Below are 22,261 nucleotides of genomic sequence, written 5' to 3' on the forward strand. Positions count from 1 at the left end.
CATCTGATTCAAGTTTCCACTTCATGGATAGATGTTCATATTATCCAGATGTATTTGGAGTTTGGCTAGATTTTATTCCTAATTTTCAATTGCGGAGATATAAAAAGATATTTATATGTTAATTAAATCCAAATATTTAAAACAAAGGAGATAAGTCAATTATGAAAGAAAAAGGACAAGTCCACAGCCATAAGAAATCTGATGGAACAGAATATTCACATAGCCATAATGAGGGACATAAGCATAAACATAGTCATCATAATACTAAAGCGGTCCTAAACCGCATATCTCGTGCAACGGGACACCTGGAATCAGTAAAGCGTATGGTAGAAAGTGGGAAGGACTGCAGTGAGGTATTAATTCAATTGTCAGCTGTCATTGCAGCTCTTAATAACACCTGTAAGGTAATATTAAAGGATCATATTGATCATTGCATTGTGGACGCTGTCGAAAATAAAGATTGGGAAGCAATAGAAAATTTGAAGAAGGCTATAAATCAGTTTGTAAAGTAAATATTTTAATAAAAAAACTATGGTAAATCAACCCAATATAGTAAATATAGTTAAATATATAACAAATATCCCCAAGGGGGGCTTGTTCAATTACTTGGGCATGTTAAAATAAAGTTAAGGAATAAAAACTGGTAAGGATAAGGTGAGTTATCCATATATCAGATGTTGTTAGACTAATTGTTTACTTTTGGGGGGAGAAAAATGAAATTAAAAAAGTTATTATCATTGTCAATTATTGCAGCTATGACTGTTACATCCTTCACAGCCTGTGGTAGCAGCAAAGGAAAGGTATCTGGCAGGGAGCAAAGAATTGCAAACAGTGAAATAATCGCGGCTATAGGTGCAGAACCAGAAGCTGGCTTCGACTCTACAACAGGTGGCCATGGTTCCATAACAAAGGTTCTTTTTTCAACACTGTTTAAAAGAGACAAAAAATTAGGATGGGAAAATGACTTGGCTACAGGCTATAAAGTATCAGATGATAAGTTGACATGGACAGTTACCATAAGGAAAGATGCAATGTTTACAGACGGAACTCCAGTAAAGGCTGAAGATGTTAAATATACATATGAAACAGCTAAAAAATCTGGTAGTGAAATTGATTTGACCATGATTGAGAGCATAAAAGAAATTGATGATTCAACGGTGGCATTCAAGTTAACTAGACCTTATTCACCTTTTCTAGAAAGACTTGCCTATCTTGGAATAGTACCAAAGCATGCTCATAATGAAAGCTTTAAAGACAAACCAATTGGTTCTGGTCCATATAAGTTTGTTCAATGGGATAAAGGACAGCAGGTTATTGTAGAAGCTAATGATAAATATTACGGAGAAGTTCCAAAAATTAAAAAGCTAACTATGGTATTTCTAGATACTGATACAGCTTTTGCAGCAGTTAAGAATGGTGATGTAGATGTAGCGCAAATAAACGGCACATTGGCTGCACAGAAAGTTGAAGGAACAAAAGTAATAGACATAAAAAGTATCGAGTGTTATGGAGTTAGTTTTCCAATGGTACCAAATGAAGGAAAGGTTGCAGAAGACGGTTCAGTAATGGGTAATAACGTAACTTCTGATATTGCTATCAGAAAGGCTTTAAATATGGCGGTAGACAGAGAAAAAATCGTTAAAGGCATCTTGAACGGCTACGGTAGTGTTTCCACCACAGGACTTGAAAATATGCCTTGGCTAAATGAGAATACAGTATTATCTGCTAATGAATATGCTAATGTTGATGCTGCAAAAGCTATACTAGCTGAAGGCGGATGGGTTGATACTAATAAGGACGGTATTGTAGAAAAAAATGGGCTTAAGGCAGCATTTAATTTGCTATATACAGAGGGTAATTATAGACAGGAAATGGGAATGGAATTTGTTAATGTTGCTAAAGCAATAGGGATAGAAGTTACACTAAAAAAGACAACTTGGGATACAATTTTACCTGATATTCATAAAGAAGCAGTATTATACGGCTTTGGATCAGGAGATCCTTCTGAATTGTACAACCTATACTATGGAGGAATAGCTGGTGGTTCTGTACCTTGGAATAATTCAGGCATTTATAGCAATAAAAGTGTTAACGATAATATAGATAAAGCATTAAATTCTACAGATGAAAAAGAAGCTATTACTTACTGGCGTGAACTTCAGAAATATGCTTCACCAAAGGGAGATGCACCTTATGCTTGGCTTGCAAATGCAAATCATGTATACTTAGCTGCTGAAGGTTTTACTTTTGGAAATCCTATAGTACAGCCTCATGGCGGAAGAATTTTTGATAATGTAGCAGAGTGGTCTTGGAAATAAAATTAAATTATCTAAATATTGAAAAAGATAGTTAGGGTGAGGGATGAAAAAGTGATAAAAAGTAATGGTATTACAAGGTTCCTAACAAAAAAGGTTATAAAATTTATTACACTTTTAGTGGCAGTGTGTATAGTTACCTTCATACTTTTAGAATTATCCCCAATAGATCCGGTTACAGCTTATGTTGGTGCAAGCACTAAAGTAGGTGCAGAACAAAGAGCGTTAATTGCAGAACATTGGGGGCTGAACAAGCCACCTATTGAGCGCTTCATGGCGTGGTTTACCTCTATACTTCAGGGGGATTGGGGGACGTCTATGATTTATAGACGTCCAGTTCTTGAAATTATAGGTGAGAAGTTTTTATCTTCACTTGCGCTTATGAGTATAGCATGGGTTTTATCAGGTGTAGTAGGCTTTGTTTTAGGCTTAATATCAGGTGCAAATGAGGGTAAAACAATTGATAAAATTATTCATACCTATTGTTATATATTAATTTCAACACCTACCTTTTGGTTGGGAATATTGTTTGTAATGATATTTTCGGTGATGCTGGGTTGGTTTCCTATGGCACTAAGTGTCCCTATTGGAACTACTGCAGAGGATGTTAGTTTTGCAGATAAAGCAAGACATGTTATTTTGCCTGCAATTACTCTAGGTTTAATAGGAATATCCAATATATGTATGCACACAAGGCAAAAGGTTATAGAAATACTTGCAACAGATTATGTATTATTTGCAAAAGCTCGCGGTGAAAATAAAAAAAGTATAATATTTAATCATGTATTAAAGAATGTTTCACTTCCAGCAATTACTCTCCAATTTTTATCTTTTAGTGAATTGTTTGGTGGAGCAATATTTGTTGAACAAGTATTTTCATATCCTGGACTTGGGAAAGCTACAGTTCAGGCAGGATTGAAGGGGGACTTACCATTGCTTATGGGAGTTGTCATAATAAGTTTAGTCTTTGTATATGTTGGAAATACTTTGGCGGATTTGTTATATAGAGTAGTAGATCCAAGAATAAGGGAGGTGCAGAAGATTTAATGGAAGGAGCAGGAAACTTAAAAGTAGGAGCTAAACTACGTGGTTTTAATCTAGGAGTTAGAGAAAAAATTATTATATCAACAGCTGCCCTTGCAGCATCCTTCATAGCCGTACTAGTAGCTGGAAGCATAATAGATATGGACGCACTAAGAGTAAATTTAGTAAACATATTTATATCCCCTTCCTTAGACCATCCTTTTGGCACTGACTGGGTTGGCAGAGATATGTTACTTAGAACGGTAAAGGGACTTAGTATAAGTATGAAAATCGGTATACTATGTTCTGTAACCAGTGGGTTTATAGCGATGATTTTAGGAGTAGCAGCGCCTCTATTTGGAGGCAAGGTGGACTATTTCATTTCATGGTTAATAGATTTGATGTTATCAGTACCACATACATTAGTAATAATATTGATTTCAATAGCTGTTGGCGGCGGACTTAAAGGTATAGTAATAGGAGTTGCTCTTACCCATTGGACGTCACTAACTAGAGTAATTAGAGCAGAAGTAATGCAAATAAAGGAAATGGAATATACTAAGATTTCAAGAAAGTTTGGAAAAAGCAGTTTTTATATAGCAAAAGAACATGTTTTGCCTCACATAATTCCACAGCTTGTAGTAGGAATGGTTTTAGTTTTCCCCCATGCAATTCTACATGAAGCCTCAGTAACATTTTTAGGATTTGGATTACCTCCACACGAACCAGCAATAGGCGTTATACTTTCTGAATCTATGAAATATCTAACAAGTGGTAAATGGTGGTTAGCCTTTTTCCCTGGCTTTAGCCTGGTGTTGATATCAATGCTAGTAGATTGTGTTGGTAAGAATATTGGAAAGTTAATAAATCCAAAGAAAGCGTATAAGTAAGGAGAAACAGATGGAACAGAAACCAATTTTAGAAGTAAGGGACTTAGGAGTTTCCTTCTCTCAATATACGAAGGGACTTCGAAGACGAGATTTGAAGGTTATAACAAATTTAGATATAGAATTGTACGAAGGCAAAATTCTAGCAGTAGTTGGTTCCAGTGGTTCGGGAAAGAGTTTGCTGGCACATGCGATACTTGACATTTTGCCAGATAATGCAGTTACAGAGGGTGAAATAACATATAAAGGCAATGTTCTTACTAAGAAGGATAAGGAAAAACTAAGGGGAAAAGAAATTGTTTTGATACCACAATCGGTGAACTATTTAGACCCGCTGCAGCAGGTTAAAAAACAGGTTGCTATTTCAATAGCCGATGATAAAAAGAAAGAAAATATAGTTACAAGTTTGTTCTCCAAGTATGGTCTTGGGAAAAAAGTTGAAAGCTATTATCCTTTCCAATTGTCCGGGGGGATGGCTAGAAAGATATTGCTATCCACAGCGCTGGTGTCCGATGCAAAAGTAATAATTGCCGATGAACCCACTCCAGGCTTAGATGAAGAAGCATTAAAAGAAGTACTTAAGGATTTTAGAGAACTTGCTGATAACGGATGTGCAATACTTATGATTACACACGACATACAGGCAGCTCTGAAAATTGCAGATAACATTGCGATTTTTTATGCAGGAACAACGTTGGAGGTTGCAAATGTGTCAGACTTTGATGGAGATGGGGAAAAATTAAGACATCCTTACACAAAAGCACTGAACAGAGCCTTGCCTAATAAGGAGTTTATACCACTAGAAGGAACTCAGCCTATGCCAAATGAGCTTCCAAAGGGCTGTTTATTCTATGATAGATGCTGGCAAAAAAATGCAAGGTGCATGGAAGAAAGGCCGGAATTTCGAGAAATACGTGATGGAAAGGTAAGATGTATTTATGCGACTTAAGGCAGAAAAAATAAATTTTAAATATAATAAAGAGAGATATATTCTAAAGGATGTTGATTTTTCTGTTGAAAGCGGTGAAATTGTGGGCCTTGTGGCACCAAGTGGTTTTGGAAAAACTACATTGGCAAAAATCCTAGCAGGATACGAAGAGCCTGAAAGCGGGAAAGTTATACTAGAGGATTGTAATTATAACAATAAGGATTACAACCCAGTACAGTTGATTTTCCAACATCCTGAGAAAGCTGTAAATCCCTTGTGGAAAATGAGTAAAATAGTTTCTGAGGCTGGTGAGCCTTCTAAGGAATTAATGGACGCTATGGGCATCAAAGAAGATTGGTTAAATAGATGGCCTACAGAGTTGTCCGGTGGTGAATTACAAAGATTTTGTGTACTTAGGGTGCTAACGGAAAAAACAAAGTTTATCATTGCAGATGAGATGACTACTATGCTAGATGCCATTACCCAGGCGCAGATCTGGAAAGTTGTTATAGATTATGCTAGGGAGCACAATATTGGTGTTGTTGTAATAAGTCATGAATCAAGTTTGGTTGGTAAAATCTGTTACAGAGTTGTTGAGTTAGAAAAACAATAATTATACCCTGACTATTATAATTATCATATATCACACATAGATTTCAATTTTCAAAATAACTTCAGTTTGTTATTAAAGTTTAGGGGATTTTCATCTCTTCTGGCATGAAGTCTCATGATAAAGCTTACAAAGGTGTAAGTTTTATCATGAGACTTCATTTTTTTCAAGGGTTTAGTTTTTATCATTGTATCAGCCCTGTATTTAGCTAGTTTATTTTAGTTATAAATATGGTATTTGTTAGTAGATTCACAACTATTATTTTATTTATAGTAATATTTAAGGGCAATACAAATAAATATATATAGGAGAAAGCGCATAAAAACCATATAAATCAAGGGTGAAGCATTGTTAGAAAATAGACAAATATGTTAAAAACATGACAATATTAAGATCATATTGTCTGTTTTTTTTATCTTTATTAAAAGTAATTAAAAATTTGGTAAAAAGCACAAAAAGGTTGTTCACTTTATACATATACTCCATTTTGAGGAAATGATACTATAATTATGCAAGGAAGTAATCGCAAAGTTAAAATATAAAAATTTAAATTATAAAATATATTTATTTGATTATTTAATAAAGCGAGGTGTGTAAATAATGAATACTAGTGAGTTAAAAAAAGTAAATGTTGACGAAGTTTACAAGAATGATAGGGATCATATGATCCATTCATGGTCGGTACAGTCCAAGCTTAATCCTATGGTAGTTAATGAAGCAGAGGGTTGCTATTTCTGGGATGGTAACGGTAAGAAATATTTGGATATGGCTGCTCAGCTTGTAAATCAAAATATAGGTCATCAACATCCTAAAGTTGTAAAGGCTATAAAAGATCAGGCTGATAAACTTTGTTTTGCAGCACCAGGTTTTGCTAATGAAGCCCGCAGTACTCTAGCAAAACTACTTAGTGAAGTAACTCCAGAAGGCATAAATCACTTCTTCTTTACTAACGGTGGAGCAGATGCAAATGAAAATGCAATTAAAATAGCTAGATTAGCAACTGGAAAGTGGAAAATCATCTCACGCTATCGCTCATATCATGGATCAACCTATGGTGCAATCGCACTAACAGGAGATCCAAGAAGACCACCAGTTGAGCCTGGTATGCCTGGAGTTGTAAAAGTTTATGACCCATATTGCTATAGATGTACCTTTGGTAAAGAATATGGAAAATGCAATATGGAATGTGTTAAACACATTGAAGAAACAATAATGTATGAAAATCCAGATACTGTAGCTGCAATAATTGTAGAGTCAGTGACAGGATCAAATGGAATATTTATTCCACCTAAGGAATACTTTACTCAGCTAAGAGCACTCTGTGATAAATATAATATTCTTCTTATTACAGATGAGGTTATGAGTGGCTTTGGAAGAACCGGTGAATGGTTTGGTATAGATAACTTTGGTGTTCTTCCAGATATAATGACTATGGCAAAGGGAATTAACTCAGGCTATGTACCTTTAGGGGCAGTTGGAGTATCCGATGAAGTTACAAAGAAAATTTATGATAAAAATCTCTTCTGCGGCTTGACATATAGTGGACATCCTTTAGCTTGTGCTGCTGCAGTGGCAACAATAACTGCTTATAGAGAAGAAAAAGTAATAGAGAATGCAAAGGCACAGGGAGAATTACTAGCTAAGTTTATTGCTGAAATGAAAGAGAAGCATAGATCTGTAGGAGATGTTAGAAATATAGGTTTATTTGGATGTATAGAGCTAGTAAAAAATCGTGAGACTAAAGAACCTATTGTTCCATGGAATGGAAGCGGAGAAGCAATGGATAGAGTGAAAAAATCCTTTATGGATGATGGTGTTTATATGTATCTAAGATGGAACTATATGTTTATTGTACCACCTTGTACAATAAGTGAGGAAGAAATGAAGGAAGCATTCCTAGCAATTGATAAGGCTTTGACTATTGCTGATGGTTATGTAGAGGAATAGAAAGTATTCAAAAATGCCCATAATTGAGAAAATAACTATTATAGTGACAGAATCTTTAGAATATACTAAAATGTAATAAATGGAAATTTAAATATATCTTAAGAGAGAGGTTCGATTATGGGCGTTAGAATTGATCAATTAATGAGTTTACCGGAATTGAAGGATTTAAAACTAGTAGGGGGAGGCAATGGAGTTTCTAAGGTAACGAGATGGGTTCATAATGTAGAAACTCCTGATATAGTACAATATGTACAAAATGACGAGCTTATAATACTTACTGGCATTGGAGTTTTTGAAGATAGTTCAAGTTTTATTAAGCTTGTAAAGGGAATTATAGAAAGAAAAGCATCTGGCCTTATTGTAAATGTAGGTAAATATCTTTCAAAGGTTCCAGAGGAAATAAGAGAACTGGCAAATGAAGAAGGTTTTCCAATATTTGAGGTTCCCTGGGAATCTAATTTGGCAGAAATAACAAGAATAATTTGTGGTGATATAGTGAAAAGACAAATAGAAGAAAGTTCCTATCAAGACTTGTTAAAAAACATAATATTTTTTAACAGAATCACTTATGAAGATTTCACCAAAAGAATGTCAGCTTATGGATACAGTTACTTCAATTCCTTTAGAGTAATTACTGTGGCAATAGATAAGCTGGAAGAATATTTATCCTTTAAAAATATTAAAGATGAACAAAGTATAGCCTATATTAAAGATAATTTTTTAAGAGCAGTAAATGGTGCCATTTGGGATCCTAGATTTCAACCAATAAGTTTTCTGCAAAAGGACTCTGTAGTAATACTGCAGATCAATGAAAAGGACAAGTTTACAGATTTAACAATGCTTTCTCAGATTATAAGGGAAAGCGTCAAGCATAGCTTCGCTGATATTAGTATAAATATTGGAATTGGAAATGCTTATACAGAGTTTAATGAAATAAAGAGAAGTTATAATGAAGCTGAAAAGGCTTTAAAAGTCCTAAAAGCAGAAGGTGGCTCCGATGAAACAATATTTTACTCTAATATAGGAGCCTATAAGCTGCTTACTGAAATAGAAAATATTAATCTTCTTAAGGAATATTATGATGATACAGTAGGAAGGTTGGAGAGATATGACTTACAAAACCATACAGATTACTCAAAAATATTTCATACCTTTCTTCAGGAAAATGGTAATTATATTCAGACATCACACAAACTTTATATGCATAGAAATACTCTGATGTACAAGATCAATAAAATACAAGAAATAATAAAAAGGGATTTGACAGACACAAAATTGAGACTGGAGTTTTACTTGGGATATTTAGTAAAACAAATCAATTACTTTGGGGCAGAAGATAAAAAATATTAATTTGAAATATAACATATGCTTCCTGCATATTAAAATATTTTAACTTAGGTCAAATACTGAAATTTTGGGAGGGTTTTAATTATGAAAGAAGTAAAGAGATTAGGATTTTTCGCTAATGGAAGGTATCAAGAATCTAGAACAGAAAAGTACATGGATGTATTTAATCCAAGTGTTGGAGAAGTAATAGCACAAGCTCCATGCTGCACTGAAGAAGACGTTAACTTTGCAATAAAAGCAGCAAGTGATGCCTTTCCAGCATGGTCACAAACTCCTGTAATGAAGAGAGTTCAAGTTTTATATAAATTCCGTGAACTTGTTTTAAAGCATGAGGAAGAACTTGTTCGCATGGTAGCAACAGAGCACGGAAAAGTGTGGGAAGAATCTAGAGGGGACATATTAAAGATTATAGAATGTGTTGAGTTTGCATGTGGAGCTCCTACTCTTATGATGGGAGAATCCTTAATGAACACATCTACTGGTTATGACACTGTTTTATACCGTGAGCCATTAGGAGTTTTTGCAGGAATAGCTCCTTTCAATTTCCCAGGTATGGTACCAATGGGCTGGATGGCTCCGCTATGTGTAGCAGCAGGTAATACAATTGTTATAAAAGCATCTTCAATGACACCTATGACAGCATTAAGATGCGCAGAGTTATGGAAAGAAGCTGGACTTCCAGATGGAGTTATAAATGTAGTTACCTGCAGCAGAAATGAAGCTGAAATTTTCCTAAACCATCCTGAAATAAAAGGTATAACTTTTGTAGGCTCAACTTCTGTTGGATTACACATATACTCTACTGCTGCAGCTAATGGCAAGAGAGTACAAGCATTATGTGAAGCTAAGAACCATGGTTTAGTACTTGAAGATGCAGCACTAGAAAGAACTGCTCGCGGAATAATAAACTCTTCCTTCGGATGTGCTGGAGAAAGATGTATGGCTTTATCAACATTAGTTGTTCAAGAGAGTATAGCAGATAAGTTAGTTGAATTATTAAAGCAATATGCAAAGGAGCTTAAGATTGGACCAGCATATGAAAAGGATTCAAAACTTGGACCAGTAGTAACAGCTGGACATAGAAACTTTGTAACTGGTTGGATAGCAAAAGGAATAGAAGAAGGAGCAACACTTGCATTAGATGGCCGTGATGTTAAAGTAGAAGGATATGAAAGTGGATTCTATTTAGGACCTACAATACTTGACCACATAACTCCTGAAATGTCAGTAGGAGATAACGAAATATTTGGACCAGTTCTATGCATAAAGAGAGTTAAGGATTTTGAAGAAGGACTTGCACTTATGAACAAAAACCAATTTGCAAATGGTTCCGTAATATTTACTCAAAGCGGTCATTATGCTCGTGAGTTTGCTAGAAGAACTGACGGCGGTATGGTTGGAGTAAATGTAGGAATTCCAGTTCCAGTAACTATGTTCCCATTCACAGGTCATAAGAATTCCTTTATAGGAGACCTACACTGCCTAGGCAAAGACGGAATAAGATTCTATACTGAAACAAAGGCAGTAACTACTAGATGGTTTGACGAAGAAGAAAAGAAGAATACTAATGTGGATTCTTGGGATGGTTCTTTAGGCGGAAAATAGGTATAAAACTACCCCAAAAGGTGCCTATTTAAAATATGTTTGTCAGCAGTCTAAAAAGGATAGTTAATAGCTATCCTTTTTACTTTATACATCAGTAATCTTTAATGGATAACTACAATTTATCCCATGAAAATTAGAGCAAATATTAGGTATCCTAAAAAAAGATGAACAAATTCAATACAAAGTGGTAATTTGATAAAATAAAGAGAAATTTAAAGTAATTTTGAAAGATATGGCTAAAAAATACTTGTAACTGACTGACAGGGCCCTTGTATAATTATAATTTATTTTTTATACTTATATAAGTTTTTGCAAAACGGAATTATAGGTTCGAAGGAATGAAAGGAGAGAGTTCAAATGAACACAAACATTGAAAAAAATCATGAAGCTGAATTACGAAGAAGTTTAAAAGCAAGACACATGAACATGATTGCAATCGGCGGCGCAATAGGAACTGGACTATTCCTTGCAAGCGGAAATGCTATAAGTTCTGCAGGTCCAGGAGGGGCTATTACAGCATTTGCTGTTATGGGCATACTGGTTTACTTTTTAATGACTTCACTAGGAGAGATGGCAACAAAGATGCCAATATCCGGTTCTTTTGAAACCTATGCAACAAAGTTTGTTGATCCGGCTTTAGGTTTTGCATTAGGTTGGAATTTTTGGTTTGCCTGGGCTATAACTGTTGCAGCTGAGTTAGTTGCAGCTGGACTTATCATTAAATTTTGGTTTCCAAACACAGGGACAACTATCTGGAGTATAATTTTTCTAACGATTTTAGTTGGGTTAAATATATTATCTGCTAAAGCATATGGAGAAGGAGAATTTTGGTTTGCAGGTATTAAGGTTGTAACTATTGTTATCTTCATTATTGTTGGGGTTCTTATGATTCTCGGTATCATGGGAGGAAAGTCACCTGGATTTAGTAACTGGACTCTTAGTGATGGACAAGGTCATTCTGCACCTTTTGTTGGTGGAATATCAGCTATATTAACTTCATTTTTTACTGCTGGATTCTCCTTTCAAGGTACAGAACTTGTTGGACTTGCAGCCGGCGAATCTGAAAATCCTGAAAAAGACGTACCAAAGGCTATTAATACAGTATTTTGGAGGATTCTACTATTTTATATAGGTACAATTACTGTTATAGGTTTCCTTATTCCATTTACTGATCCGAACTTATTAAAAAGCGGAGTAGCAGATGTAGCTTTCAGTCCATTTACAATAGTATTCCAAAGATCTGGTGTTGCAGTTGCTGCCTCTATAATGAATGCAGTTATACTAACTTCTGTACTTTCCTGTGGTAACTCTGGACTTTATGCTGCATCCCGTATGTTGTATGCTATGGCTAAGGAAGGCAAAGCTCCTAAGGTATTTGGAAAGGTAAATAAACGTGGTGTTCCAATGAATGCAATTTATCTTACAACACTAGTTGCATCTACAGCATTCTTTGCTTCTATGTTTGGAGATGGAAAAATATATTATATACTTTATAACGCATCTGGACTTACTTGCTTCTTTGCATGGCTAGGTATAGCTATTTGTCACTATAGATTTAGAAAAGCTTATGTTGCTCAAGGTAACAAGGTTGAAGATTTAAAGTATAGAGCATTATGGTATCCATTTGGTCCTATATTTGCAACTATATTATGTACAATTGTTATATTTGGTGCCAATATTTGGGTATTCCAAGCTGAGACATTTAGCTGGTTTGATTTTATAACAAATTATGCACTTATTCCTATATTTATAGCAATTTATGTTGTATATAAAATAAAACATAAGACAAAATTAGTTCCTCTTATGGAATGTGATTTTTCACATTCTGAGTATAAAAAAGTTGTATAAATAACGTATAAAAAGGTACATATTTAAAATGAATTTAAAGTGTATTTAAAATATATTTAAAGTGCCCTAGTGTCTTCGCTAGGGCACTTTAAATATATAAAATAATTAATAATTTAACGAAGTAAGTAGTATTAAAAGCTAAGTTTTGTGATATTATCTTAGTATAATAAATTTTAGAAAAGGGTGAAAACTATGGATTTTTTAGGGCTTGCAAAAAGACGTTATTCCGTACGAAAATATCAAGGTAAAAAGGTAGAAGAAGAAAAACTTATGAGAATACTAGAGGCTGGAAGAGTTGCCCCTACAGGAGCTAATACTCAGCCTCAAAGAATTCTTGTTATAAAGGAGAAAGAGGGACTAGAAAAGCTTAGTAAATCTGCCAATGTATACGGTGCACCTGTTGCTATTATTACCTGTGTAGATCATAGTGCTGTATGGAAGAGGCCTTTTGATAAAAAGAAGATATCGGACATAGATGTAACCATTGTTACAGACCATATGATGCTAGAGGCTACAGCACAGGGGCTTGGAACAGTATGGATATGCTATTTTGACCCTCAGGTTATAAAGAAGGAATTTAATTTACCGGAGAGTTTTGAGCCAGTGAATATACTAGCAGTAGGTTACGCAGAAGGTGAAGCGGCATCACCAGATAGACATGACAAAGCTCGTAAACCTTTGGAGGACATAGTTTTTTACGAAAGCTTTTAGAGGAATATCAAACAAGGAGGAGGTATTTTAACTTTGTAAATAATAAATTTGTTTGCTTAATACCTCCTTAAAAATAAACCATGCTTTAACATTATAAGGCATGGTTATTCAAAATAATTCAAATTATAAGCTTATTATTGGGGGAAAATATGAAAAAAATTTTAGGAATTATAATTTTAGTACTATCACTGGGATTAGCTGGCTGTGGAAGTAGTGCTGCAGAAAATACAAATACTGAGCCAGTAAAGACTAGCACAGAGGATAAGGTAGAGAACAAAGTAGATGATAAAACAGAGAATAAAACAGAGAACCAAGAACAAGCTAAGGTAGAGAATAAAACAGAGAACAAAGAAGAAGCTAAGGTAGAGAACAAAGTAGAGGATAAAAAGAATGTCGGTATTAGTATTCAGAATATAAGCAGGAAAGAAGAATATAGAACTAAGCTAAACAATATTGAACTAGGATTAAAGGATTTAGAAGAAAAAGAGTCTTCTGGAGTAACAGCAGACATGAGAGAGGCTGCAAGTGAAAGGTATAAACGATGGGATGCTGCTTTAAATGAAATCTATGGCGTACTAAAAGGACAACTATCTTCTAATGATATGAAAAAATTACAGAGTGAAGAAATTAAGTGGATAGCCTATAGAGATGCTAAAGCTAAAGAGGCATCCTCAGAAATGAAGGGTGGAACAATGGAATCAGTACTATATGTTAGTTCCTTAGCAGAGACAACAAAAAATAGATGCTATGAACTAGTAGAAAAGTATATGAAATAAAGATTAGATAGTTGAACGAATCAAGGGACGTAGCCGCTCTTTGCTCTCTCTTGCAGAAAAGCAGAGAGCCCAAATCTTTGATTTGGTGCGAATCGCTTTCACTGTGTGCGAGGAAGTATTAGAGCGGGTAGTCATCGGATAAAAATGTCAGGTAGATGTGTTTGACCAGTGTAGAACACCAAAACAGATAGTGCAAAATAAAAGTTATAGATAGTGGAACAAAAGAAAAATTAGAACCTAATGAAGAAATGGTGCAGGATTTAATAAGTGTTGTCACTTGCTTTTCAGCAAGGCTTTATGGTTCAGGGGGTGGAAGAAAAGTAAAAAAAGCTCTTGAAGAATTAGAGCTGGAAAGGCAGATGGAAAACAGTGAAAATAACGATAAAAGCACTTTTGATAAATCAAACAAAGGAACAAATTCAAGTTATAGATAATATGATGTTAGTGTTTTCAACGGCTATAAGATATTCTTTTAAGAGAATATTACAAGGTAAAAGAAGGGTGGATTTAGAAAAAGATGTAGCTTCTAAGTTTAATCTTAATATAAGGCAGGCAAAAGATGCAGTAGAAAGTGCAAGGCAAACTATTGCTTCGCAAAAAGAATTAGTAAAAATGAACTATGAAAGTTATGTTAAAAAGGTTACTACAATTGAAAATATTTTAAAGGATAAGAAGAAAAATTTATCAGAAAAAAAGCGAACTGCTTTACTTAAAAAGTTGGATAAGAGACAGAGAAAGGCTGAATATTTCAGGGAGTTCATCCATACTAATGCTATTCCATCTGTAGTTTTCGGAACTAAACAAATGTTTTTAAAAAGGTGCAAGGGTCTAATATCCAATGAAGAATGGAAAGCTTGCAGAAACAACCGCATTTATTCAAGAGGAGATAAAACAAAAAAGGGTAATCCAAATTTAAGAGTAATAATAAACAATGGCATGAGTTATCTCCAAATATCTACTCTTGAAAAAACTGAAAATAATAGAGCGGTAAAAATGGAAGTTCCTATATATTTGCCGCAAAAATTATCAAAAAAGACTGGTAAAGTAAATGGAACTGATTATAGAAGCCTATTTTTAAATCATTTAGCTACTAGGGAAGCTTACCAAGTAGAAATGATTAAGAAAAAAGGGAAGTATTATTGCCATATAACCTTTGAGCTAAGAAAGCCAGATGAAATATATACAGGACATAATGGGATTATAGGTATAGATACTAATCCAAATGGCATAGCTTTAACTATGATAGATAACAAAGGTAACTACAAATGGCATACTTACTTGAAACAACATGAACTATTATATGCTAGAAGTAATAGAAGGTTAAATTTATGTGGTGAATTAGTTAAGCAAGCTGTTTTAATTGCTAAAAATTATAATTGTGGCTTAGTTATTGAGAATTTAAAATTTAAAAATGATAAAGATGTTCAAAGTAAATTTGCAAGAATAAAGCATGGGTTTATATACTCGAAACTGTTGACAATGCTTAAGGCATCTTGTTATAAGAAAGGTATAGAATTAGTTAAAGTAAAACCACAATATACAAGTAAAATAGGATTGTATAAATATTGTCATCAGTATGGAATGGAAGTCCATAATGGTGCTGCTATGGTAATAGCCAGGAGAAGTTATAAATTTAAAGAGAGAATACCTAAATTATTAAAAAATAAATTTATAGATGATATTAAGTTATTTAATCAAAAGAATGAATGGAGTAAATGGAGTCATATAGATAAAATTATAAAAAGAAAGGTAGGTGAAAAACCTGATTTTTGGATAGTAAAAAGGAAACAAATATTAGGAATAGCATAAATCTTAACTTCTAAGACATAAAAACTGCTAGAGTACACCTAGAAGGAAAGGCTCTGGTAGAATAATATACTTGAGGAATGGGTAACACCCATAATCTTGCAGGACTTAAGCAGAGAGCCAAAATCTCTGATTTTGTGCGAATTGGTTAAGCAGACACTCAAAATCAGAGATTTTGTAGTGGTCGCTTACTCTTCGAGTACTCCTTTGAGGAACAAAAAGGAGTTTCCTTAAAGGAGTCTTAAGGCATTACCTAGATGTAAGGCGAGATTTTAAGATGATTGTCTTAATCCTAGTAGTTGAATCCTGTGATACTACCGTCCTATTTAGTGAGTAGGATGAAAAACTATGAAAAAGTCAATTTGTCATAGTTTTAGAAATCAGGGTTTATTTATTTTGGAAATTAACAAAGAAGAAATACTTAAGTCTTTAGAATATATTTATCTTTCAATATGTACTGATAGTTGCAAAAAAGATGACTTAGAAGAAATAAAAGCCACAGTGGAAGAACTAACATATATAGTTAATAAAAAGTTAGAAGAAAGTAAATAACTTAAGCTGTTGAAGAATAGTCGCATTTCAAAGATACAATCTGTTTATTATAAATATAAATCTATCCTATATCTATAACTATATTAAAAAGGGGATATCTAATATGGGCAATGATAAAAAGAACAATTATAATCTATGCTATGAAACTTTATGTGAAGAGTTTCAAAAGTATGACCCAGAAGAAGTTGCTAGAAGAAGTGGTGCTTACTACGATGTTGAAAAAAATCAGCTCACTTTAACTTATTTCAATAGAGAATACCTAATTTCCTATCCAAAGGGAAGGGTTGTTTTGAAAAATAATGCTGAAGAAAGTTTTTCTAAGGAGGAAAACAGAAAGATAATTGATAAAACGGTAATACTTAGCTATCTTTACCGATGTACTAATAATGGTCTGACACAAAAATGGGTACCCTTTAGAGAGTTAGAGGGAGTTGGCCATGCTTATAATGGCTTTGCACTTCAGGGCATAAATAAATTAGTAAAATTCTTTGGGGATAAAGGTGAGCTTTTTTTAAAAGCTGGTCTTAAATTAGGTGGAAAAGAGATACCTTCTGGAGATGTTGGAATAGAAATTAATGTATTGCCAAATGTTCCAATGAGGTTTGTATTATGGTTATCAGATGAGGAATTGGAAGCAACTGCTACCATCCTCTATGATTATTCAGCTACCAAGGAGCTTCATGTAGAGGACTTAGCTGGTTTATGTTCCATGGCAGCAGATGAACTAATTTCAGCTGCTTGCTTTTACAGAGACAATTAATCTATAAAGAAAGAGGTATGCTTATTTAGTTAGCATACCTCTTTCTTTATAGATTATAATCCTAATAAAGAAGATACTCTTTCTTTATCAAAACCAATGATTTCTTCTCCGTCAATTACGATAACCGGTACAGATCTATGGCCTTTTTTCATCAATTCTTTTCTAGCTTCTGCATCCTCTGAAATGTTATGTTCAGTGAACTCAACATTGTTTTCTTGAAAATAATCCATAGCTGCGTGGCAGTAACCGCAAGTATTGCTAGTATATATATCTACTTTTTTCATAAAAATCACTCCATCGTATTTATATTTTATATAACTAAAACAGTTATATAATTTCTATATTCTAATTATATAGTAAACATTGGTATTTGTAAAGATTATTATTAAATAATTTATATTAATTATTTTGAAAAATCTCAATCTTTATATATTCTTTCACTGGATAAATAAATTATTCTAATGAGAAATCTTTATAAACCTTAAATTCCTATATATATTATATGATTAAAATTGAAATTATGTTAAAGATATAAAGGAATAATTTTAGCGAATAAAAATTAGTAGACTAACTATTATTTGCTAAAGTTATTAATGTAAATAATACTTTCATAATGCTATAATAAATAAAGTATAATGAAGCATACTAGCAATGTAAACAGTTTAGAAGGACATAAATTGAATTATATGATATATTGACTAATTATCAAGATTAATGATAGTATCTTAATATACTTAGTCGACTAAACAAATAGGTGGTGATAAAATGGACTTTCATGAGAGGGATTCATTATATATGATTTTTCTGGAGATAATAAAATTACATTATCATCGTACCCATCTGCTGCTAGACAAAGTTGGAGTATATCCTGGTCAACCGCCCATGTTATATGCACTACATAGGAAAAATGGGCAGAGTCAGAGGGAATTAGCAGAAAAGTTAAAGATTAAGCCAGCTACTATTACAGTTATGCTTAGTAGAATGGAGAAAGCTGGTTTAGTTGAAAGAAAGCAGGACCCTGATGACCAGAGAATTTCAAGGGTATATCTTACTGACCAGGGGAAAGAAGTTTGGACAGAAGTAAGTGAAGTTGTAAAAATTATAAATAATGATTGCTTTAATAATTTTACATCAGAAGAACAAATTTTGCTTCGCAGGCTATTAATGCAGGTTAGAGACAACTTAAACAAAGTATGTGATGAAAAATAAGATTTTCAGAAATTAATTAAATTTAAGAACAGCATTATATGAAAAATTAATCTAAGTAGGGATAGTAGATTGGAGATGAGATATTATGATTAAATTATTTAGGTACTTAAAGCCTTATGGAGCTACTATAGCTGCCATTTTAGTACTATTGTTCTTTCAAGCCCTTTCAGATTTATATCTGCCAACCTTGATGTCAGATATAGTTGATAAGGGAATAGTTCACGGAGATACAGATTACATTATAAAAATAGGTGGATATATGCTTTTAGTTGCCGGTGGCAGTGCTATTTGCACGATACTAGCAAGTTTACTATCCTCTAAAATTGCTACAAAATTTGGTAGGGATGTTAGAAGAGAAGTTTTCACAAAAGCAGAGAGTTTCTCTTTAAATGAATTTAACAAAATAGGGACATCCTCCCTTATTACAAGAACTACAAATGACATTATGCAGGTTCAGCAGGTAACTATTATGATAATGAGAATGATGATAACTGCGCCAATGATGTGTATAGGCGGTATAATTATGGCTGTATCAAAAAATAGACAGCTATCTTTAATACTTGTGGTAGTTATTCCAATTCTTATTGCAGTTATTGCTTTAGTTGCAAGTAGAGGAGTACCCTTATTTAAAGTAATGCAGGTAAAGCTTGATAAGTTAAACGCAGTTGTACGTGAAAATCTTACAGGTATAAGAGTAATTCGTGCCTTTAATCGTAATGAATACGAGAAGGAAAGATTTAAAGAGGCAAATGGTGACTTGACTAATATCGCCATTAAAGTTAACAAAATAATGGCTTTCATGATGCCAGCTATGATGCTTATAATGAATTTAACAACGGTAGCAATTATTTGGTTTGGTGGTAAGCTAATAGATACTGGAAATATGGAAGTAGGTTCAATGATGGCATTTATTCAATATGCTATGCAGATTATGTTCTCATTGATAATGGTTTCCATGATGTTCGTGTTAATTCCTCGTGCAGAGGCTTCAGCGGTTAGAATTAATGAGGTATTAGATATAGTTCCAGAAATTAAGGACCCAGAGCAGCCTAAGGATACAAGCAATGAAAGAGGATATATAGAATTTAAAGATGTTACCTTCAAATATCCTGGTGCAGAAGAACCGGCTATAGAGAATATTTCCTTTAGTGCAAAGCCAGGAGAAATAACAGCGGTTATAGGAGGAACTGGTTCAGGAAAATCTACCTTAGTAAATTTAATTCCTCGTTTCTATGATGTTGAAAAGGGCAGTATTTTAGTGGACGGAGTAGATATTAGAGAGATGTCACAGAAAGTCCTTAGAGAAAAAATAGGTTTTGTTCCTCAAAAGGCAGTGTTATTTACAGGTACTATTGCTGAAAATATCAGATATGGTAAGGAAGATGCAACTATAGATGAAGTCAAACATGCAGCGGAGGTAGCGCAGGCAGCAGATTTCATTTCTAATATGAAGGAAGGCTATGATGCAGTTATTGCACAGGGTGGTAATAACGTATCCGGTGGACAAAAACAACGTCTTTCTATTGCTCGTGCTTTAGTTGGAAAGCCGGAAATTTATATCTTTGATGATAGTTTTTCTGCTCTTGACTTCAAAACAGATGCAAAGCTAAGAACAGCACTAAAAGAAGAAACACAGGATTCAACTATGATTATTGTTGCCCAAAGGGTTAGTACCGTTATGAATGCAGATAGAATCATTGTTTTAGATGACGGAAAGATAGCAGGAATGGGAACTCACAAGGAACTTTTAAGAAATTGTGATATATATCGTGAAATAGCTGCATCTCAGTTATCAGAAGAAGAACTTAACGCTTAATAGTAAGGAGGGATAAATATGAGTGAAAAGCATAATGGACCTAAAAGAGGGCCAGGAGGACCTGGTGGGGCATTAGGTAGGCCTGTAGAAAAAGCAAAAGATTTTAAGGGAACAATGAGAAGATTGATTAAATATTTAGCACCACAAAAATTTAAGCTTATTGCAGTGTTTTTAACAGCAATTTTAAGTACAGTTTTCAGCATTGTCAGCCCAAAGATTATGGGGAAAGCCACTACAAAACTATTTGAAGGACTTATGGCGAAATATATGTACTATCAAAAGTTAAGTGGAGCAGCAGAGGCAGTCAAAAAAGGAGGAGATCCTAGAATACTTGCTAATTTGCAGAGTCAAGGAGTTCCTTCTGTAGACTTTAATTATGTAGGACAGATAATACTTTATCTAATTTTACTATATATTATAAGTTCAGTGTTTAGTTATATTCAACAATATATTATGGCAGGTGTCGCACAAAATACCGTTTATGATATGCGTAACAATGTTAACCATAAGCTTACAAAACTGCCTTTAAAGTATTTCGATTCCCGTACCCACGGAGAAATACTAAGTCGTGTCACTAATGATATAGATACAATATCTACAACTCTCCAGCAGAGTTTGACACAGCTTATTACTTCTGTGGTAACTATCATAGGTGTTATTGTAATGATGCTTACTATAAGTCCTTGGCTTACTCTTGTTACAGTGGTAACACTACCACTTTCTATACTTGTAACAACAGGTATTGCTAAGAAGTCTCAAAACTTCTTTAAGGAACAACAAAAGACTATAGGTCAGCTAAATGGTCATGTAGAGGAAATGTTTACAGGACATAGAATAATAAAGGCTTTTGGACATGAGGAAAGGTCTGTAAAGGAGTTTAATGAAATAAATGAAAGACTTTACAATGTAGGCTGGAAAGCGCAGTTTATATCTGGTATAATCATGCCGCTTATGAACTTTATAAACAATATAGGTTATGTACTTGTTTGTGTAGTTGGAGGAATTTTTGTAACAAAAAACAGAATTGAAGTAGGTGACATTCAAGCCTTTATCCAATATGCAAGACAATTTGGTCAGCCAATAGTCCAAACTGCAAATATAGCTAACATTCTTCAATCTACTGTAGCGGCAGCAGAGCGTGTTTTTGAATTATTAGATGAAGAAGAAGAGATCTCCGATAAAGAGGATTCTAAGGTTATTGATTTAGCAGCTAGTACAATAAAAGAGAAGAACAAGGTAATAGCTCCTCTAAAAGGTGAAGTTAAATTTGAGCATGTTAAATTTGGCTATAAAGAAACAGTAACTCTTATAGAGGATATGAACATTGATGTTAAGCAAGGCCAAACTATTGCCATTGTAGGTCCAACAGGAGCTGGTAAGACTACACTTATAAATCTACTTATGCGTTTTTATGAGATAAATGATGGGAAAATAAGTATCGATGGTGTAGATATAAGAGACTTTAAGCGAGGAGAACTTCGTACTATCTTTGGTATGGTTCTTCAGGACACTTGGTTATTTAGTGGATCTATAAGGGATAACATAGCTTACGGAAGAACTGGCGCAACCTTTGAAGAAGTAGTTGAAGCGGCAAAGGCAGCTCATGCAGACCACTTTATAAGAACTCTTCCACAGGGTTATAATACAGTAATTGATGAAGAAGGAACAAATATTTCACAGGGTCAAAAACAGCTTTTAACTATAGCCCGTGCAATACTAGCAGACCCTTCTATATTAATTCTTGATGAGGCTACAAGTAGTGTTGATACAAGAACGGAGGCTCAAATACAGAAGGCAATGAATAATCTTATGAAGGGAAGAACAAGCTTTGTTATTGCCCATAGATTATCTACAATCAAGGATGCAGACTTAATTCTTGTAATGAATAATGGTAGAGTAATTGAACAGGGCAATCATGAAGAACTTCTTAATAAAGGCGGGTTTTATGCAGATCTCTATAACAGCCAGTTTACTGGAGGAAATAGGGAAGAAGCGGTTTAAAGTTAGGAGAAAATTAAATTTAAGCTGTACAATCACTAGTATTACAAGGATTGTACAGCTATATTTTTACATTTCTCTTTATTATTATCCCTAGCCATATGGGTTTCCTGGAAGAGAAGG

20 protein-coding genes are annotated in these 22,261 nt (G+C 33.9%); 19 read left to right on the forward strand and 1 reads right to left on the reverse strand.

Annotated elements, in window-relative coordinates; genetic code table 11:
* Positions 1-161: 161 nt before the first annotated feature.
* From N4T77_RS01115 to N4T77_RS01190, 16 genes are all read left to right on the forward strand, one after another.
* Positions 162-512, forward strand: a complete 351-nt coding sequence (locus N4T77_RS01115; RefSeq protein WP_261669867.1) for a metal-sensing transcriptional repressor — start codon at positions 162-164, stop codon at positions 510-512.
* Positions 513-713: 201 nt separating this feature from the next.
* A complete protein-coding gene (locus N4T77_RS01120; RefSeq protein WP_261669868.1) occupies positions 714-2,318 on the forward strand; it encodes an ABC transporter substrate-binding protein in 1,605 nt (534 codons plus the stop codon).
* Positions 2,319-2,372: 54 nt separating this feature from the next.
* Positions 2,373-3,362 carry an ABC transporter permease gene (locus N4T77_RS01125; RefSeq protein WP_396125077.1) on the forward strand — a complete coding sequence of 330 codons (990 nt, stop codon included), beginning with the start codon at positions 2,373-2,375 and terminating at the stop codon, positions 3,360-3,362.
* Positions 3,362-4,228 (forward strand): ABC transporter permease, encoded by an 867-nt coding sequence (locus tag N4T77_RS01130; RefSeq protein ID WP_261669870.1) that lies wholly within the window; start codon positions 3,362-3,364, stop codon positions 4,226-4,228. Before N4T77_RS01125 ends, N4T77_RS01130 begins: the two co-directional genes overlap by 1 nt.
* Before the next feature lie 10 nt (positions 4,229-4,238).
* A complete protein-coding gene (locus N4T77_RS01135; protein WP_261669871.1) occupies positions 4,239-5,174 on the forward strand; it encodes an ABC transporter ATP-binding protein in 936 nt (311 codons plus the stop codon).
* Positions 5,164-5,766, forward strand: a complete 603-nt coding sequence (locus N4T77_RS01140; RefSeq protein ID WP_261669872.1) for an ABC transporter ATP-binding protein — start codon at positions 5,164-5,166, stop codon at positions 5,764-5,766. The genes N4T77_RS01135 and N4T77_RS01140 overlap by 11 nt, the downstream gene beginning before the upstream one ends.
* A gap of 597 nt (positions 5,767-6,363) precedes the next feature.
* The gene (locus tag N4T77_RS01145) at positions 6,364-7,710 is read left to right on the forward strand and encodes an aminotransferase class III-fold pyridoxal phosphate-dependent enzyme (RefSeq protein WP_261669873.1); all 1,347 of its coding nucleotides are present in this window, start codon (positions 6,364-6,366) and stop codon (positions 7,708-7,710) included.
* A gap of 117 nt (positions 7,711-7,827) precedes the next feature.
* Positions 7,828-9,060 carry a PucR family transcriptional regulator gene (locus N4T77_RS01150; protein WP_261669874.1) on the forward strand — a complete coding sequence of 411 codons (1,233 nt, stop codon included), beginning with the start codon at positions 7,828-7,830 and terminating at the stop codon, positions 9,058-9,060.
* Positions 9,061-9,141: 81 nt separating this feature from the next.
* Entirely contained in the window at positions 9,142-10,662 is a 1,521-nt protein-coding gene (locus N4T77_RS01155) for a CoA-acylating methylmalonate-semialdehyde dehydrogenase (protein ID WP_261669875.1), read from the forward strand.
* A gap of 357 nt (positions 10,663-11,019) precedes the next feature.
* Positions 11,020-12,510, forward strand: coding sequence for an amino acid permease (locus N4T77_RS01160; protein WP_261669876.1), 1,491 nt, complete (start codon positions 11,020-11,022; stop codon positions 12,508-12,510).
* A 192-nt stretch (positions 12,511-12,702) separates the two neighbouring features.
* Entirely contained in the window at positions 12,703-13,221 is a 519-nt protein-coding gene (locus N4T77_RS01165) for a nitroreductase family protein (protein WP_261669877.1), read from the forward strand.
* Between the two features lie 149 nt (positions 13,222-13,370).
* Positions 13,371-13,997: a lysozyme inhibitor LprI family protein gene (locus N4T77_RS01170; RefSeq protein WP_261669878.1), complete on the forward strand. Its 627-nt coding sequence runs from the start codon at positions 13,371-13,373 to the stop codon at positions 13,995-13,997.
* 248 nt (positions 13,998-14,245) lie between these two features.
* Entirely contained in the window at positions 14,246-14,431 is a 186-nt protein-coding gene (locus N4T77_RS01175; protein WP_261669879.1) for a hypothetical protein, read from the forward strand.
* Complete coding sequence (locus N4T77_RS01180; protein ID WP_261669880.1) at positions 14,391-15,806, forward strand: IS200/IS605 family accessory protein TnpB-related protein; 1,416 nt, start codon at positions 14,391-14,393, stop codon at positions 15,804-15,806. The genes N4T77_RS01175 and N4T77_RS01180 overlap by 41 nt, the downstream gene beginning before the upstream one ends.
* 345 nt (positions 15,807-16,151) lie before the next feature.
* On the forward strand, positions 16,152-16,355 hold the full coding sequence (locus N4T77_RS01185; RefSeq protein ID WP_261669881.1) for a hypothetical protein: 204 nt from the start codon (positions 16,152-16,154) through the stop codon (positions 16,353-16,355).
* Positions 16,356-16,458: 103 nt separating this feature from the next.
* Positions 16,459-17,115: a DUF3786 domain-containing protein gene (locus N4T77_RS01190; RefSeq protein ID WP_261669882.1), complete on the forward strand. Its 657-nt coding sequence runs from the start codon at positions 16,459-16,461 to the stop codon at positions 17,113-17,115.
* A 53-nt stretch (positions 17,116-17,168) separates the two neighbouring features.
* On the opposite strand, the gene N4T77_RS01195 is transcribed toward N4T77_RS01190, so the two are convergent.
* Complete coding sequence (locus N4T77_RS01195) at positions 17,169-17,399, reverse strand: glutaredoxin domain-containing protein (protein WP_261669883.1); 231 nt, start codon at positions 17,397-17,399, stop codon at positions 17,169-17,171.
* Between the two features lie 481 nt (positions 17,400-17,880).
* Between N4T77_RS01195 and N4T77_RS01200 the strand changes: the two genes are divergently transcribed.
* From N4T77_RS01200 to N4T77_RS01210, 3 genes are all read left to right on the forward strand, one after another.
* Entirely contained in the window at positions 17,881-18,324 is a 444-nt protein-coding gene (locus tag N4T77_RS01200; RefSeq protein ID WP_261669884.1) for a MarR family winged helix-turn-helix transcriptional regulator, read from the forward strand.
* Between the two features lie 85 nt (positions 18,325-18,409).
* A complete protein-coding gene (locus N4T77_RS01205) occupies positions 18,410-20,140 on the forward strand; it encodes an ABC transporter ATP-binding protein (protein ID WP_261669885.1) in 1,731 nt (576 codons plus the stop codon).
* An 18-nt stretch (positions 20,141-20,158) separates the two neighbouring features.
* Positions 20,159-22,141, forward strand: a complete 1,983-nt coding sequence (locus tag N4T77_RS01210; protein ID WP_261669886.1) for an ABC transporter ATP-binding protein — start codon at positions 20,159-20,161, stop codon at positions 22,139-22,141.
* Positions 22,142-22,261 lie beyond the last annotated feature (120 nt).

Source organism: Clostridium sp. CX1, assembly GCF_025398335.1.
In the GTDB taxonomy this organism is placed as follows: domain Bacteria; phylum Bacillota; class Clostridia; order Clostridiales; family Clostridiaceae; genus Clostridium_AM; species Clostridium_AM tanneri.

Excerpts from the sequence above, each read along its gene's own strand:
- N4T77_RS01200 (WP_261669884.1), top strand. The coding sequence starts at position 17,881 with ATGGACTTTCATGAGAGGGATTCATTATATATGATTTTTCTGGAGATA.
- N4T77_RS01175 (WP_261669879.1), top strand. The coding sequence starts at position 14,246 with ATGGTGCAGGATTTAATAAGTGTTGTCACTTGCTTTTCAGCAAGGCTT.
- N4T77_RS01190 (WP_261669882.1), top strand. The coding sequence starts at position 16,459 with ATGGGCAATGATAAAAAGAACAATTATAATCTATGCTATGAAACTTTA.
- N4T77_RS01115 (WP_261669867.1), top strand. The coding sequence starts at position 162 with ATGAAAGAAAAAGGACAAGTCCACAGCCATAAGAAATCTGATGGAACA.
- N4T77_RS01140 (WP_261669872.1), top strand. The coding sequence starts at position 5,164 with ATGCGACTTAAGGCAGAAAAAATAAATTTTAAATATAATAAAGAGAGA.
- N4T77_RS01195 (WP_261669883.1), bottom strand. The coding sequence starts at position 17,399 with ATGAAAAAAGTAGATATATATACTAGCAATACTTGCGGTTACTGCCAC.
- N4T77_RS01170 (WP_261669878.1), top strand. The coding sequence starts at position 13,371 with ATGAAAAAAATTTTAGGAATTATAATTTTAGTACTATCACTGGGATTA.
- N4T77_RS01130 (WP_261669870.1), top strand. The coding sequence starts at position 3,362 with ATGGAAGGAGCAGGAAACTTAAAAGTAGGAGCTAAACTACGTGGTTTT.
- N4T77_RS01185 (WP_261669881.1), top strand. The coding sequence starts at position 16,152 with ATGAAAAAGTCAATTTGTCATAGTTTTAGAAATCAGGGTTTATTTATT.
- N4T77_RS01160 (WP_261669876.1), top strand. The coding sequence starts at position 11,020 with ATGAACACAAACATTGAAAAAAATCATGAAGCTGAATTACGAAGAAGT.
- N4T77_RS01210 (WP_261669886.1), top strand. The coding sequence starts at position 20,159 with ATGAGTGAAAAGCATAATGGACCTAAAAGAGGGCCAGGAGGACCTGGT.
- N4T77_RS01165 (WP_261669877.1), top strand. The coding sequence starts at position 12,703 with ATGGATTTTTTAGGGCTTGCAAAAAGACGTTATTCCGTACGAAAATAT.
- N4T77_RS01155 (WP_261669875.1), top strand. The coding sequence starts at position 9,142 with ATGAAAGAAGTAAAGAGATTAGGATTTTTCGCTAATGGAAGGTATCAA.
- N4T77_RS01120 (WP_261669868.1), top strand. The coding sequence starts at position 714 with ATGAAATTAAAAAAGTTATTATCATTGTCAATTATTGCAGCTATGACT.
- N4T77_RS01135 (WP_261669871.1), top strand. The coding sequence starts at position 4,239 with ATGGAACAGAAACCAATTTTAGAAGTAAGGGACTTAGGAGTTTCCTTC.
- N4T77_RS01145 (WP_261669873.1), top strand. The coding sequence starts at position 6,364 with ATGAATACTAGTGAGTTAAAAAAAGTAAATGTTGACGAAGTTTACAAG.
- N4T77_RS01205 (WP_261669885.1), top strand. The coding sequence starts at position 18,410 with ATGATTAAATTATTTAGGTACTTAAAGCCTTATGGAGCTACTATAGCT.
- N4T77_RS01150 (WP_261669874.1), top strand. The coding sequence starts at position 7,828 with ATGGGCGTTAGAATTGATCAATTAATGAGTTTACCGGAATTGAAGGAT.